The 15,503-nt window shown below is 55.5% G+C and carries 12 protein-coding genes; 7 read left to right on the top strand and 5 right to left on the bottom strand.

The annotated features are described in order from the left end of the window. Positions 1 to 82: 82 nt before the first annotated feature. From JT718_RS20030 to JT718_RS20010, 5 genes are all read left to right on the top strand, one after another. Entirely contained in the window at positions 83 to 3,538 is a 3,456-nt protein-coding gene (locus JT718_RS20030; RefSeq protein WP_205504582.1) for a cell division protein FtsA, read from the top strand. Positions 3,539 to 3,620: 82 nt separating this feature from the next. Beyond that, positions 3,621 to 4,637 carry a hypothetical protein gene (locus tag JT718_RS20025; protein WP_205504581.1) on the top strand — a complete coding sequence of 339 codons (1,017 nt, stop codon included), beginning with the start codon at positions 3,621 to 3,623 and terminating at the stop codon, positions 4,635 to 4,637. Between the two features lie 324 nt (positions 4,638 to 4,961). Next, entirely contained in the window at positions 4,962 to 6,719 is a 1,758-nt protein-coding gene (locus JT718_RS20020) for a BAR domain-containing protein (RefSeq protein ID WP_205504580.1), read from the top strand. A gap of 6 nt (positions 6,720 to 6,725) precedes the next feature. Continuing rightward, positions 6,726 to 7,391 (top strand): OmpA family protein, encoded by a 666-nt coding sequence (locus JT718_RS20015; protein WP_205504579.1) that lies wholly within the window; start codon positions 6,726 to 6,728, stop codon positions 7,389 to 7,391. A 238-nt stretch (positions 7,392 to 7,629) separates the two neighbouring features. Then, a complete protein-coding gene (locus tag JT718_RS20010) occupies positions 7,630 to 8,121 on the top strand; it encodes a DUF4890 domain-containing protein (RefSeq protein WP_205504578.1) in 492 nt (163 codons plus the stop codon). An 88-nt stretch (positions 8,122 to 8,209) separates the two neighbouring features. On the opposite strand, the gene asnB is transcribed toward JT718_RS20010, so the two are convergent. After that, complete coding sequence (asnB, locus tag JT718_RS20005; RefSeq protein ID WP_205504577.1) at positions 8,210 to 9,904, bottom strand: asparagine synthase B; 1,695 nt, start codon at positions 9,902 to 9,904, stop codon at positions 8,210 to 8,212. A 399-nt stretch (positions 9,905 to 10,303) separates the two neighbouring features. On the opposite strand from asnB, the gene JT718_RS20000 reads away from it, so the two are divergent. Both JT718_RS20000 and JT718_RS19995 read left to right on the top strand, forming a co-directional pair. Further along, the gene (locus tag JT718_RS20000; protein ID WP_205504576.1) at positions 10,304 to 10,765 is read left to right on the top strand and encodes a cation:proton antiporter; all 462 of its coding nucleotides are present in this window, start codon (positions 10,304 to 10,306) and stop codon (positions 10,763 to 10,765) included. Further along, positions 10,714 to 12,312, top strand: a complete 1,599-nt coding sequence (locus JT718_RS19995; protein WP_205504575.1) for a cation:proton antiporter — start codon at positions 10,714 to 10,716, stop codon at positions 12,310 to 12,312. Before JT718_RS20000 ends, JT718_RS19995 begins: the two co-directional genes overlap by 52 nt. A 215-nt stretch (positions 12,313 to 12,527) precedes the next feature. On the opposite strand, the gene JT718_RS19990 is transcribed toward JT718_RS19995, so the two are convergent. The 4 genes from JT718_RS19990 to JT718_RS19975 all read right to left on the bottom strand — a co-directional run bounded on the left by JT718_RS19990 (position 12,528) and on the right by JT718_RS19975 (position 15,352). Further along, entirely contained in the window at positions 12,528 to 12,971 is a 444-nt protein-coding gene (locus JT718_RS19990) for a nuclear transport factor 2 family protein (RefSeq protein ID WP_317195537.1), read from the bottom strand. Positions 12,972 to 13,086: 115 nt separating this feature from the next. Next, complete coding sequence (locus JT718_RS19985) at positions 13,087 to 13,587, bottom strand: hypothetical protein (RefSeq protein ID WP_205504574.1); 501 nt, start codon at positions 13,585 to 13,587, stop codon at positions 13,087 to 13,089. 581 nt (positions 13,588 to 14,168) lie between these two features. Continuing rightward, a complete protein-coding gene (locus JT718_RS19980) occupies positions 14,169 to 14,792 on the bottom strand; it encodes a hypothetical protein (RefSeq protein WP_205504573.1) in 624 nt (207 codons plus the stop codon). 101 nt (positions 14,793 to 14,893) lie between these two features. Then, positions 14,894 to 15,352 (bottom strand): hypothetical protein, encoded by a 459-nt coding sequence (locus JT718_RS19975; RefSeq protein WP_205504572.1) that lies wholly within the window; start codon positions 15,350 to 15,352, stop codon positions 14,894 to 14,896. Positions 15,353 to 15,503 lie beyond the last annotated feature (151 nt).

Below are 15,503 nucleotides of genomic sequence, written 5' to 3'. Positions count from 1 at the left end.
CTCAAGACTCAGGACTCGAAGGTCATCCCCATATCGTTTTTGGGGCTCTTTTCTCTAAAACACCTTAAAAACAGACCAAACCATGCCGAAAGTACTTCGACTACATAAGACCGGCTCCAACATAGAGGGCTGGGCCAAAACCAGCCAGATCACCAGCACCGAGATCAAGGACATGGTAGACGGGGCCGGCGGACGGGCGCAGAAGATCAATGCCTCCATTCCCACGCCGTTCGCCCGCATGCACCTCTTTGAGACGGCCTTTGACTTTGTGAAGCAGGGGGTGAGCAGTACCCCTAACAGCATCTACCACAAAATGGTGACCCACTTCTGGGACCTGTGGGAGCTGCTCTACAACCACCAGAGTTACGCCCAGGGCGGCAACAAGATTGTGATCCGGCGCTGGAACAAACAGCAGCAACTGGCGGCCATGCAGGCCAATCCCAACACCAGCCTGCTGGGCAAAACGCTGGAGCTGTTCATGAACGATCCCCGCTTCAGGGGCGTAGATGACCTGTTCCTGTTTTACCTGGAAACCACCAGCCCGCGCGGCGACCGCCACCTGCAGTTGCTGGGCGGCACCTCGCCGCTCACCTTCCTGTTTGTGTCGCCCAGCGTGCAGCCGCTGGCCATGAACCGGGCGCAGAACGTGGGCGTGTACTTTGACCATCACTACATTTCCCTGAACGACCGCGAGCGCGATTTCAAGGAGTACGTGCACAAGCTGTTTGTCTCTAACCCAGCCTACATTCAGGCGTTTCCGGCGGTGTACAATGCCCTGGATGAGCACCTGCTCAAGAGCATCAGCATGTCTGGCGTAGTGGGGCAGAACGCCATTGCTTCTGAGTACCTGCCGCTGGTTGACATTCAGCAGAACCCGGTGCACGTGGGGCACCTCACCTTCCTGGTGAAGAAAGACCAGACCGCCGTGACCAGCAGCGACCTGTTTCTGCGCACTACCAACCCCCTGTTCACCGGCGACCGCCCCATTGTGCTCAAACCAGATCTGCGCCTGGCGCCGCACGTGAAGTACGTGAACAACCTGGCCTGGCCGGCCAACACCCAGGTGGGCTACGCGGACCCCAAGGAAATTCCGGCCCGTTCGCTGCCGGGCGTGGGGTTCAACTACCCGTACCTCACCATCAATGACCTCTTGCAGGAAACCATTGTGCAGGTGCCCTATGAAGTAAACACTGATCGGTTCTACAGCGGCACGGTGCTGTACCAGCCCGGCGTTACCGACAAAGTATTTAACTACCTGTTGCCGGTCACCAGCCTGTACTTTGAGTATTTTACCCCCGAGGACCTGGCCAACCACCTCACGTTCTACGTGGATGTGAACCACGTGCGCGTGACGCTGCAACTGCCCACTGAGCAAGGCAACGTGGTGTACGAGCGCAGCTACTATGACAACCCGCTCAACTCCAAGGACGCCTACGGCCAGGTAATCCCGGAGAAGGGCCATATCCTCAAATCAAGGGTGGGCATCGGCGTGTTTCCGTTCTACAAATTCACTGACGCGCCTACTTACAACGACTTCTACAAAGTCATGCTGGTAGACGAGGACATTGACCCCTTGCTGGTGAACCGCAACCATTCGCTGGCGTTCTTCGCGGGCGGGCGGCAGCTGGAGGCCAGCGGCGGCATTATCTCGGCCACGGCCCAGCGCCGTACCAAGAAGAGCAATGCCAGCGCGGGCAGCACGTACTACGAGATCAGGGGCACGCACTTTGACTTTGCCGAGCTCACGCACCAGGGCATGGACGTGACCGGCAAAGCCTTGATTGTGCCCCGTTTCCAGGAGGTACAGCAAGGCATCCAGAACTTCACTTTCGCCATTGACTTCGGGACCTCCAACACGCACATCGCGTACACCGCCGGGCCCAACCAGGCCCCCAAGGAGTTTGCCATCACGGCCAATGACCAGCAGTTGGTGATGCTGAACAAACCCTCTGATGACGTTTCCCTCACCGATTACCAGCGTTTCCACAAGCGCGGCTTCGGGCGGCTGTTTGCGGTGGAGACCCTGCTCAAGCGCGAGTTTATTCCGCTGCTCATCGGCTCAGGCGGTTCGCTGTACTCGTTCCCCACCCGCACGGCCACCTGTGAGTCCATCGACTTTGAGAACCAGATCCCCAACCTGTTCGGGAACATCAACATCGGGTTCTCCATCAACACCGAGGGCACGCACCAGAGCCAGTACAAGCAAAGTTACCACACCGACCTGAAGTGGAGCGAGACTTTGTCCAACACGGGCAAGCGCCGCATTGAGGCGTTCTTTACCGAGATCATGCTGCTCATCAGGAACAAGGTGGTGCTGAACCACGGCAACGTGGCCAACACCAAGGTGGTGTGGTTCGCCCCGCTCAGCTTTGATGACTATTCGCGCAACATGTTCCAGAACGTGTGGGACGGCGTGTACCACAGCGTGTTCAAGAACGGCCGCAACACGGCCTGCATTACAGAATCAGTGGCGCCGTTCTACTTCCTGTCCAGAACCGGGGCGGTGGTGCCCAGCCAGGACGAGAACCTGTTCAACGTGGACATCGGGGGCGGTACCACCGACGTACTGCTCTTCACCAACCGTAAGCCCTCGCACAGCGCCTCGTTCCGCTTTGCGGGCAACGACCTGTGGGGCGACGGTTTCGCCTCGGTGAAAACCAGCAAAGACAACGGCCTGCTCCAGTACGGGGTGGCGCACGTGCTGCAGATTCCGCTCACCGAGGAAGGCAAGGAATACAAGAAGTTCCTGGAGACCGCCCTGGACAACCCCGACTTCAGCTCGGCGGACATTACCAGCCTCTTGTTCAGCTATGACAAGGAACTGCATTACAGCTCGCAACTGCTGCAGGCCCGCCAGCTGCGCCTGATGTTCTACCTGCACTTCGGGGCCCTGATGTACCACCTGGCGCAGCTCACCCAGCAGCTGGGGGCCCAGGTGCCGCGCTACATCTGCTTCAGCGGGCAGGGCAGCTTGTACATTAAGTTGCTGAGCGCCGGCAACAACCTGTCTAACGTGGAGCGCTACGCCAAAACCGTGTTCCGGAAGGTGACCGGCCAGGAACCGCCCGCCAACTTTAAACTGGTGCTGGTAGACAATCCTAAGCAGGTAACCGCCAACGGCGGCGCCATGGCCCTGGAAGGCACCAACCTATCTGACCTCACCGACATTCCGATCATGCGCCCCACCGGGGTGGCCACCGGCGAAGACGCCCTGCAACCGGTGAACAAGAGCCAGATTACCTCGGCCATCCGGCAGGACGTGTTGGCCAACGTAATGAACTGCCTGGAACTGCTCCTGGACGATGTGGACGTGGCTCCCCTCATGCGCTCCATGGGCGTGGAGGTAGACCCGCACTGGGTCTTGGGCTTCATGCGCTCTCACATCCAGGACAGCTATACCATGGTGCTGGAAGAAACCCTCCGGGGCCTTTCTGACCGCGAGCTCATCCCGGAGACCATGTTCTTCATGCCCCTGAAACAGTCGCTGTACCTGCTCTCCAAAGAGTTGTACCAGCAGCAGGTAGGGGCGTTTGTCTAATTCCATGCCCCCCGTCCGCCTCCGAGTGGCGCGGGCGGGGCTTTCTTCCTCATCTTAAAAAAACCTAAACAGATCACTTGATATGGCATTTTTACCAATTATTCTAGGGGCCGTTGCGCTGCTGGTGGCGGGGTTCACCTTTTACAAGGTAGCCTCCATCCTGACCAGGGTACAGTCTCTGGAGAAACGCAACCGCCGGCTGGAGGCCGAAATGCAGGACGCCAAAGAGGAACTGAAGCGCCTGAAACGCAACCAGCCGCAGGCCGAGGGCCGCGGAGGTCGGGGCGGCCAGCAACCACAGGCTGCCCAGCCGCAGCAAAGACAACCCCAGGAGCCCCGGCAGAAGCAGCAGGGCGGTCAATCGGGAAGGCAGCAGCAACAAGCTCCGGAGCAACGAAACGCCCAGGGCCAGCCGCCGCAAAAGCAGCCGCAGGAGCCCCGGCAGAAGCAACCCGCCGCGCCGCGCCAGCCCCAGGAACCCAAAGCTCCGCAGGAACCTCGCCAACGGCAAGGCCAACCACAAGGTCAGCCCCAGGCCCAACCGCAGGCAGGGCAGGGCAATGCGCAACCTAAAGCCAGTCAGCAGTCGCGCCGCAACGAGGGGCGCAGACGCGAAGCCGCCAGCGCGGTCCCTCCGGAGGCTACCCAAACTGCCCGGCCCGTGCCTTCCGCCACCCTAGGCCATGGCATTGTGGGCGATGACCTGCTCAACGAACTGACGCAAACCCCACCGCAGCCCAACCCACAAACACAACCGCAACCGCAGCCCGAAGAGCCCGTGAGCCGCTTCCGGTACGCCATCATCCCCGAAGATGGCATCATCAAGAGCCACCAGTTGCAGCAGCGCCCCGACTCAGACAGTTACCTGGAGATTGACGCGCCGCAGGAGGGCACCACCAGCACCCGCTACCGGTTTAACCTAGGCGGCAACCAGGCCTTCGTGATCTCGCAGGGCATGGACCGGCTGGAGAACGCGTTCTCATTTGAGAAGCCCTCTAACCGCATGGTCAGCCGCATTGTGCTGCAGGGCGACGGCGTACTCACCAGAACCAGCAGCGGTTGGAAAATCCAGGAGAAAGCCCGCATTGATTTCCGGTAAGGGAGAGCCTTTGCCGAAGCCGCCGCCCCCGGGCGACACCCAGCCGGTAGGTAAACCGTTTTACGCCCGTTTTCAGCAGAACCGGCGTAAAACGGTTTTCTGCCTTTCCTGCCCCGCTGCTCCTGGCCGGTGAGGGGCTGGCAGTCCGCGCAACCGGAGAGGGCCTGCGGTCTGTTTCGGGCCTGTTTTGCAGAAATCCGGCTTAAAACCAACCTGTCAATCATACCTTAAGAACGCAAAAGAAACCGGCCGCAGGGGCTGGGCGCTTTTGCCCCATCCGTCCAGGCACTACCTTTACCGGGTGTCTTTTCACGCACCACATACATGGAAGTAATTTTTATTTTTGAGGCCCTGCTGGTGCTCGTCATTCTGGGGTACCAGTGGCGGGTTTACCAGGCCAATCGGGGCAAACTGGAGAGCCTGGAGCGGTTGTTTCCGGGGGTAGACCAACTGCGGGTCACGCGCCGGTCCCAGGCAGAAAAAGCCGCCGGGGCCAGCGCACCGGACCAGCAGGAAAAACAATGGCAGCGGCTCCTGTACGGCGAGTACTTCAAGGAGGGCTCCGCCGAGAGTCCGGTCACAAAACGGGTCATTGCCGTAGATGCCGAGGAACTGCACCTGGAGGCCCAGCACGATGCCACCCCGTTCTACAAGGTGCCCATTCCCCAGTTGCGGGAGCAGCTGGCGCAGGGCCGTATTTTCCTGGTGCAGGACCTGGCCACCGGTGCTGCGCAAACCCCTGACCCTACCCAGGACACCACCATTGACCTCATTGAGGTGCAGGCCCCATCGCCCACGTTCCAGAAGGTCATCAGCAGCACCAATGAGTACCTGCGCCTGAACAAAGGAGCCGCCGCCGACTTTGACATCCTGAAGGACGTGGCCGAGCGCCACTCAGACGCCCTGGAGGCCGAGGTGCAGTCTACCATTGCCACGCCGCTGTACGTGGGCCTGTTGGGTACCTTCTCGGGGGTGATCATTGGGCTTTCCAGCCTGATCTTTACCGGGCTGGGCAGCGGCGACGGCGAGGAAGGAGCCTTCATCACCGACCAGAACATTCCCTCGTTCCTGTTCGGGGTGCTCATTGCCATGGCGGGCAGCTTCTTCGGGCTGTTGCTCACCCTCATGGGCAACAACAGGCTTAAAAACGCCCGCAGCACCCGTGACCGGCTCAAGAACGAGTACTACACCTTTCTGCAGACCCATCTGCTGCCCAAGCTCAACTCAGACATGGCCGCCAGCCTGGGCAACCTGAAATCGGTGCTGGACTCGTTCAACAAAGATTTTCTGGACAAGATCCTGGGCTTCCGCCCGATTGTGGAAACCCTCACCGACAACATCAGCACGCAGAAGGAATTCATCCAGAAGTTGGACGAGATCGGGTTCACCCAGATGGCCAACGCCAACCTGCAGGTGTTTGACAAGATCAAGGAAAGCGAGCGCCTGTTCCAGAACTTCTTGCAGTACCAGGAGGCCCTCAATGAGTCGGTGCGCAAGGGGGGCGAGCTGACCCACAACATCACGCAGGTGCTCAACCGCCTCACCAGACTGCAGGAAGGCTTTGACCAGGTGCCGGGCTACCTGCAGCAGCACGACGAGTCCATTCAGCGGCAGATCAACTTCTTCCAGCGCCACCAGGAGGAGCTGGACACCATTGCCAACCGCACCGAGCAGTACTTTGACAAAGCGGCCCTGAAACTCACCGACCTGATGCAGGCCCGCCTGGAGCACCAGGAGCGCGATGCCCAGAACGCCTATGAGAAATGGCAGGAGCACTTCCGCCGCCTCAACGAGGACAACATCTACCAGCGCATCCTGGACTACATGCAGCCGTTCCAGAGCCTCACCAGCCAGCAGGAGGCCCTTAACCGCCAGCAGCAGGACCTGGCGCAGGAGATCAGGCTGACCAATGAGCGCCTGCTTCGCAAGATTGACACCGACACTGAGATTCAGCAGCGCCTGCTGCAGCAACTGGCCCAACTGAACGCCAACGTGGAGAAGAGCATGGAGCCGGGTCCGTTCAAGGCGGCCATGGGGCGCATCTTCGGCACGGGGCAACCCACTACCAGACGCAAGGGATAAGGCAGCATGAACAAAGAAAACCGCGATTTTTTCTGGCCCAGTTACGTGGACCTCATGACGGCCCTGTTCCTGATCATGCTGGTGCTGTTTGTGCTCAGTTTTAAGATGTTTCGGGACAAAGACGCCGAAAACCGCCGCAACATTGCCCGGCTGCAGGTAGAGGTGCAGGAAAAGCGCAAGCTAGACGAAATCAAAGCCGCGCTCTCGCGCCTGGACAGCCGGTACTTTTACTACAATGAGCGCTACAAACGCCATGAGCTGCTGGTAGACGTCTTGTTCCCGCAGAGCAGCGCGGCCCTGCCGCAGCGGTCCCTGGTTCCCTTGCGCCGGGCCGGGCAGGAGCTGAGCCGCGTGATCAACTCCATCAAAGGCACCGATGTGAAATACCTGATTGTAATTGACGGCCGGGCGGCCAGCTTTCCGCAGGGCGACCCGCGCAACGTGACCCAGCGGGAGTATGCCCTGGAGCTGAGCTACAAGCGGGCGCTGGCGCTGCTGCAGTTCTGGCGCAGTGCCGGCATCAAGTTCCCCAAGGACCGTATTGAGCTGATTGCCTCGGGCAGTGGCTTTGAGGGCGCCGGCCGCACCGGCGATGTGCGCGACCGCCGGTTCGTGATCCAGATCCTGCCCAAAGTAGGCACCCTGGACACCCGGCAGATCTCTGGCAAGTAAGCCCCGCCTGTTTTAGGGCGCTTTTCAGGAAAAGGGAGAAAAACAGGGCAGGGGCTGTAAGAATCTTTAGTTGGTAAGTAGTTGGTTTAGAATGGGTAGTGGGTGGATGGGGCGTTTAAGCGGTGCCCGTTAGCGGAATGTCTCGGTTTTTGGCACACCGTTTGAATTAGGGAGTCTAACCAAGCGGGAAAGATCTTCCGGTTGGGAAACTAAGTCAGAACCCTTTACCAGCACCAAGATGAAAAAGATACTTGCCATGCTCTCTTTGGGCGTTTTAGTCGCCGGAACTTCCTTTGCGCAAACCGTTGCTCCGCAGCCCGAGGGCCGCAAGCACCGCCTTGAAAACCGCCACCAGAAACCCAGGGCAGACCGCGAAAGGAAAACCCCGGAGCAGTGGGCAGCCGCCCGCACGGCCCGCTTAGACAAGCAGCTAGACCTGAGCAAAGCCCAGGAGAAGAAGATCACGGCCCTGTTCCTGGAGCAGAGCAAAGAACGGGAGCAACTGCGCGCCAACCGCCAGCCAGGAGAGCGCAAAGATCCCCAGCTGAAAGCCTCCAGAAAAGAAGCACACGCCAAATGGGAGGCCGAACTGCAAAAGATCCTGACCAAGAAGCAGTACGCCACCCTGGAAGCCAGCCGCAAGGAGAAGCGGAGCCAGCAGGAAACCAGAGGCCAACGGAAAGGCCAGGACTTTAAGGGCCGGGAGTTCCGACAGAAGCAGAACAGTTAAGTAAATTCCTATTATAAACAGAAAAGGCAAGCAGCGCGCTTGCCTTTTCTGTTTTAGGGCCTTTTTATAGAAAACACCTCTAAAATCCCTACTCTGCCAGCTCCTGCACCAGATCTTTCTGGTAGGCATCGGCGTGCACGTTAGCCACGGCTCGGCCCGAAGGGTCGTTCAGGTTCTTGAACGAGGCGTCCCACTCCAGCGCAATGGGCGTGCTGCAGGCCACCGACGGCACCGACGGCACCGACAGAGCCGCCGCGTCGCTGGGGAAATGCTCTGAGAAGATGGAGCGGTAGTAGTACTCCTCCTTAGAGGCCGGCGTCTGGATGGGGAACCGCGTGTGGGCGTTGGCCAGTTGCGCATCGGTCACTTTCTGGTTCACCATTTCCTTGAGGGTGTCAATCCAGTTGTAGCCCACGCCGTCTGAGAACTGCTCTTTCTGGCGCCAGGCCACCGAGGCGGGCAGGTACTCCTCAAACGCCTTGCGCAGGACCCACTTCTCCATGCGTTCGCCGTTGATCATCTTGTCCTGCGGGTTCAGGCGCATGGCCACGTCCATAAACTCTTTGTCCAGGAAGGGCACGCGGCCCTCAATGCCCCAGGCTGCCAGTGACTTGTTGGCGCGCAGGCAGTCGTACATGTGCAGTTTCTCCAGCTTGCGCACGGTTTCCTTGTGCAGCTCCTGGGCGTTGGGGGCCTTGTGGAAGTACAGGTACCCGCCGAAGATCTCGTCTGAGCCCTCGCCGGAGAGCACCATCTTAATGCCCATGGACTTAATGGCGCGGGCCATGAGGTACATGGGGGTAGAGGCCCGCACGGTGGTCACGTCGTAGGTTTCCAGGTGGTAAATCACGTCTCTGATGGCGTCTATGCCCTCCTGAATGGTGAATTTGATCTCATGGTGCACCGTGCCCAGGTGGTCGGCCACTTTCTGGGCGGCGGCCAGGTCGGGGGAGCCCTCCAGGCCAATGGCGAAGGAGTGCAGCTGCGGCCACCAGGCGGTTTCCTGGTCGTTGCTTTCCACCCGTTTCTGGGCGTATTTCTTGGCGATGGCCGAAGTGATGGAAGAGTCCAGGCCGCCCGAGAGCAGCACGCCGTAGGGCACGTCGCTCATGAGCTGGCGGTGCACGGCGGCTTCCAGGGCTTCCTTCAGGGCCTGGATGTTGGTTTCGTTCTCGGCCACGTTCTGGTACTCCATCCAGTCGCGGGCGTACCACTTCTGGAAGCCTTCTTCCTGGCTGGAGAGGTAATGGCCCGGCGGGAAGAGCTCTATCTTGTCGCACTTGCCTTCCAGGGCCTTCAGTTCAGAGGCCACAAAGAGGGTGCCGGCCTGGTTCCAGCCCACGTATAGCGGAATAATGCCCATGTGGTCGCGGGCAATGAGGTACGCATCATTGGCCATGTCATACAGGGCAAACCCGAAAATGCCGTTGAGCTCATCTAAAAACGTAGCGCCTTTCTCTTTGTAAAGCGCCAGGATCACCTCACAGTCAGACTTGGTCTGGAAAGCGTAATTCGTGGTGAGTTGGTCGCGCAGGGCCAGGTGGTTGTAAATCTCGCCGTTGGCCGCCAGCACCACCGTTCCGTCTGGGCTGAACAGGGGCTGCTTGCCCGAGATAGGGTCTACAATGGCCAGGCGCTCATGCGCCAGAATGGCTTTCTCATGGCTGAAGATGCCGCTCCAGTCTGGTCCCCGGTGACGAATGCACCTCGCCATTTCCAGTACCTGCGGGCGCAGGGCTTCCGCCGTTTCCTTTAAATCAAATGCACAAACAATTCCACACACGGTCCTTAATCTTTTAATAGGTTCTGATAACAAATATCGTAGAAATAAATTTACAACAAAGTAAATATGGTAATAAATTCAATAAATGTTTACTAAATATTTAACATAGTTTAGGTTTTGCTGTGAGTATGTACGGTAAAAGGCTTTAAAGTGCTGCAAAACTGATGGTGAAGGCAGGTTTTGGGCCGGTTTTCCGTAAAACGGCCCTAAAGCAGTACGGCTGAGGGAATGACCACCCAGAACGGGGCAAGCCCCTATGGTGCGCCGCCCGGCTCCTGTAGCCCTGGAACGCCGCCGGGCCGGTTTTCAGGCCCATTTTCCGAAAAACCGGCCCAAAACATCCGCAAGCTTGCCCCGTAAGCAGAGGGGACCTTGCCCTTCACTCAGACCTGCACCCCAATGGTTGTACTCTCGCTCTTCAGCCTTCCCCTCCAGGACCCGGTTCTGGTGTTTGCGGTGATCTTGCTGGTGATCTTGTTTTCGCCGCTCCTGTTTAACCGCCTGCGGATACCGGGCATCCTGGGCCTGATTCTCTCGGGGGTGGTGCTGGGCCCGCACGGGCTGGGCGTGCTGGAGCGCGACGAGAGCGTGGTGCTGTTCAGTACCATTGGGTTGCTGTACATCATGTTCCTGGCCGGGCTGGAAATGGACCTGGACGATTTCAGGGAGAACAAGAACAAGAGCATCGTGTTTGGGGTGCTTACCTTCCTTATTCCGTTGGTGCTGGGCTGGCTGGGCTCTTATTACGTGCTGGGGTACAGCCCGCTTTCCTCTTTTTTGCTGGCCAGCATGTTCTCCACGCATACCCTGTGGCGTATCCCATCATCGGTCGGCTGGGCATTACGCAGCACAAGACCGTGACGCTTATTCTGGGCGGCACCATCATCACCGATGCCGCCGTGCTCATCATCCTGGCCGTGGTCACCAACCTGCAGAAGCCCGAGGTCACGCCCTTGTTCTGGGTGCAGTTTGTGGTGTCACTGGTGGCGTTTGTGTTTCTGGTGCTCTGGGGCGTGCCCCGCGTGAGCCGCTGGTTCTTCGGGCAGCTGGAGGGCGAGGGCAACTCGCAGTACCTGTTTGTGCTGGCGGTGGTGTTCCTGTCGGGCTTCCTGGCCCACGTGGCCAGGGCCGAGCCCATCATTGGGGCGTTTTTGGCCGGTTTGGCCCTAAACCAGTTAATTCCGAAGGCCTCGCCGCTGATGCACCGCACCGAGTTTGTGGGCAATACCCTGTTTATCCCGTTCTTCCTGCTCAGCGTGGGCATGCTGGTAGACGTGCGCGTGCTGCTGGAAGGCCCCGAGGCGCTGTTTGTGGCCGGGGTGATCATGGTGATTTCCTTCGCCGGGAAATGGCTGGCCGCCTTCGCCACCCAGAAAATCTACGGGCTGCACTTCGCAGAGCGCCGGCTGATCTTTGGCATGAGCAGCGGGCACGCCGCCGCCACCATTGCCGTGGTGCTCATTGGCTACAACCTGCAGATCCTGGATGAAAGGGCCCTGAACGGCACCGTGCTCCTGATCCTGGTCTCCTGCCTGGTGAGCAGCATAGTGGCCGAGAAGGCCGGCCGCGAGATTGCCATGGCCGAAGCCAACAAAGTGCCCGAAGGCACCGAGGGCGACGAGCGCATCCTGATTGCGGCGGAAAACCTGGACCACCTCAAACGCCTGCTGGACTTTTCGCTGCTCATCAAGAATCCCCGATCGGCGGAGCCCTTGCTGCCCCTGGTGGTGGTGTCTGAGCACCATGCCCCCGAAGACAAGATCAAGCTGCACCAGCAGAAAGTGGCCAGGGTGATCCGGGAAGTGACCGAGCACCCCGAGCAACTACTGCCCGTGTACCGGGTAGACATCAACGTGGGCAACGGCATCATACGAGCAGTACGCGAGCTCCGGATTACCGAGGTGGTGATGGCCTGGAACGGCAAAATCAGCGCCCGCGAATGGTACCTGGGCAACATCATGAACCGGGTAGTGAACCACACCACGGTGCAGACCCTGTTCTGCAAGTTCTGTGACCCCCTGAACACCCTTAAGACCATGGTAGTGGTGGCGCCCCCGCTCTCTGAGCGCGAGGCCGGGTTTCCGTTCTGGGTGAACACCCTGCTGCAGCTGGCCAAGGGGGCCGGCGCCCGCATCAGGCTGCTGGGGGCCACCAGTACCCTTACCACGCTGGAGTCCTACCTAGACAACCAGGAACGGTTCACGGTGCACATCACCTACGAGCTGTTTGACGATTGGGACAAATTCCCCGACCTGGCCCGGGAGGTAACCAAGCATGACCTGTTCACGGTGGTGCTGGGCCGGCCCCATACGGTGTCTTACCGGCCCGAGTTCAATGTGGTGCCCCGCTACCTGGCGCGGTATTTTGAAGACGTGAGCTGTGTACTTCTGTACCCGGAACAGAAGTAGGGGGGCAGCGCCCGGGAACAAGGTGAGGCTGATCTTCCGCTGAGCCCGGTGGCGCTACAAGGGCCCATGCCCGATCTCATCAGCCGGTTGTCTTGTTAGCCGCTTGTTGCTTGTTCCTGGGGAATGCTCCATCCTTTTGCCGCTACCACCAGAAATAGAGTAGGCGAGGCACGGGCTTCCCCGTGGTAAAAGCCGCCCTGGTGGGGGCAGGTCTTCTACTCCTCAAAGTTGTCATAGTACGTGAAGTCTTTCACAATCTTGCCGTTCTCAATGGTGAAGATGGTGCAGATGGGAAGGGTAAACTTTGACCCGTCTGGGGCTGTTCCGGTGGAGACGAACTCCACAATCACATGCCGGTCGCCGGAGGGGTACAGCTGGACCACCTGGTCGTGCAGGTCTGGGAAAGTGGCCTGCAACTGACGGTACTTCTGAATGGTCTGCTGCCGGGTCTGGTTAACAATTCCCTGCCCCAGGGAAGGGTCTTTGAACTCGGCTGTTTCTGTGTACATCGCCGCCATCTTTTCCCAGGCGTGGTTGTTGAAGTGTGCGTAATACTCATGTACCAACGCTACGTTTTCTGTGTGAAGGGTGGGTGGGTTGTGGGGGGTACAGGCCATGGTCATCATGCAACTAGATAAAGCCAGAAGGTATCTTTTCACAAAAACTTTTTTTTGTCACTATACTAACAAAAAGTTTTCATGATACAAACCTGCGTATACCGGACTTGTGTAAACGACGGTGAGGCCGTCGGCCGATGCTGGCGTTTACACAGTGTTAGGCACTGGCTTTATTTTTTATTTGTTCAAAAAGGTCAGCTAAAAATAAATCACCTTTAGGGTCAATTTCATATTCTTCTTTTATTTTTTCAAGCGTCTCTGGGTTATCTAAATCAAAATCGGCAAGGCTGGAATAGTCAGAGATAAAGCAATCATAGTAATTAATCCCTATTATTTTTTCAAAGAAGTCGACTGCTATCTCTTCGTACTGCTCGACACGAGCTGATTCTGCAAATTGGATGGGCACTTTGCTTCCTGGTCTTGGTAGTGGGTTTTCTTTAGCATATTCTTTTAAGTTTGTTCTCAACTTTTCAACCGCTTCAGGTATTGTATTTCCGTGAGCTACAAAAGTCGACCAGTTAGTAAACTTTGCCCCAAACTTTATATCATCTTGTTGTGCATTCAGATTTTCCCAAGTCTCAAGTGGATAATCCTCAAAGCTCCATTCAGACTTGAAAAATGAAAGCAAGTATTTTATTGTCGCTTTGAGTTTTTCCATTTTTTAGCTTGTGCCTAACGGACTAGTATAAACGACGGCGAAGGCCGTCGGCCGATGCTGGCGTTTATACAGTGTTAGCGGTAGGCTTTTTTATTTTTACCCAGTCATTTAAATTAATGATTAGAATAGTGAGTAAAAAAATGGATGAATAAATGTATTTTAAACTTTCAGGGTCGTCGAATCCATTTTCAAAGTATTGTAAAATGGTAGCAAATAAAGGCACTGAAATAATTATTAAGCTAATGTCCTGAAACAAGAGTGACCAAAATGAATTTTTCCTAAAGTAGAAAATTACGAGTCCGATGATAATTGTCGAAAAGGTCACGACTGCAAACTCAAAGGGAATGTATTTTTTTAAACTTGATTCATTTATTGGGTAATACATTCCTCCATATAAGTACATCATAGAAATCCATAAAAAGCTCCAACCATATAAAATCGTGGTGCCGAGCCCAAGAATTTTTAATGATATCATTTCCTTTTTATTCATTTTCAATTTTCAAGCTTACCGCTAACGGTTAGTATAAAAAACGTGCGAGGCCGTCGGCCGAAGCATGATTTTTATACAATGTTAGGGGCAGTTATATTATTTTCTCTTTCAGAATTTTTCCGAATTTATTTAAAGCATAAATGGTACCTGCATTTGTACCTGCCGCATTTCCGCCGTCAAAGCCGTGATTTGCAAGAAGTCCTATAGAGAAAAGATGGTCAAGAACATATGCGTCAATAAGGTCATTATGAGATGTAATTTTTTCACGTCTGTCAAAAACAGTTATTTGGTGTACATCTTCAACATATGCGGAATTGATTATAGAACAAATGCGTAAAAATTCATTCTTTGATATCTCTTGGTCAACAAAAAGCCTAAGGCTTTTCGCAAGCCATTGGATTTTGGTCAAGCTATCTGCTCTTTCTAGTACAAGTAGAATTTTAGAACCTATCTTACTGTAATCCTTGTCTTTTAAGTACTTATCCTTAAAGTCGCTAACTTCTTTTTGGTTCTTTAGTCCGAGTTCGTTTATAAAGTGAAGTATTTTTGTTAATAAGATTCTGTCCGAAAACGAGTTGATTAATTTAACAACTGAGATTCCAGTTCCTATGAACGGTATGTCCTTAAACAATCCATCTTCAAGTAGTGTGTCTAGTCCAAGTTCACCAAAGTCTTTGCTGATAGAAAGGAGTTCGTTTTTCTCTGTTTCGTCCATTTGATTATTTTTTTAATTGCCCCTAACGGTCTCGTATAAAAAACGTGCAAGGCCGTCGGCCGAAGCATGATTTTTATGCAGTGTTAGGTGCAGAAGTTTTTTTAAATTATTTCACTCTTGTTGCAAATACTTACCAACCGCCCATCACGTTCAAACCTGAATATAAAGTAGTCAACGAAGTTAAGCTTCTTATATGCAATTACTTCTACATAGAAATTGTCCCCGACCTTTCTTCTAGGTGATACTGCTATTTTCAATCGGTTGGTGTATTTTCTGTGTTTCTTTATTTTAATATCGGAGTTGGGTAATGCCAGTTCTTGCTGCTTTCCGTAACCACCAGAGTATACCTTTTTCCTAGTTTCTTCGTCCCATTGCTGGCAGTTCATTACTATTCCAAAGTGAAGGGTCGAATCGGTTTTCGTGTCTAATTCCGCAGCTTTTAGATCGGGGTATTTTTCAGAAAAAATATTTTTGAAGAAATGGTCGGCAGCCAACTGTTCAAATTCTGGTTCTGTTCCAGAAAAGGCTAGAATAAGGAGAAGCTGGACGTATAGTAACATCTATTTCTTATTTTTCTTTTGCACCTAACCTTTAGCTTAGCGCAGTTTCATTTTTCCAATAGTCCTACTTCCTATTTGCCAGGTATAGGATTAACTTGCTGTACCTGAAGAGGCAGCCAGTGCACTACCCGCTAACGAGTCGGAAAGGTCT

The sequence above is a fragment of the Rufibacter psychrotolerans genome, from assembly GCF_016924645.1.
GTDB lineage: Bacteria > Bacteroidota > Bacteroidia > Cytophagales > Hymenobacteraceae > Nibribacter > Nibribacter psychrotolerans.
This window is presented reverse-complemented; position numbering and strand designations above follow the sequence as displayed.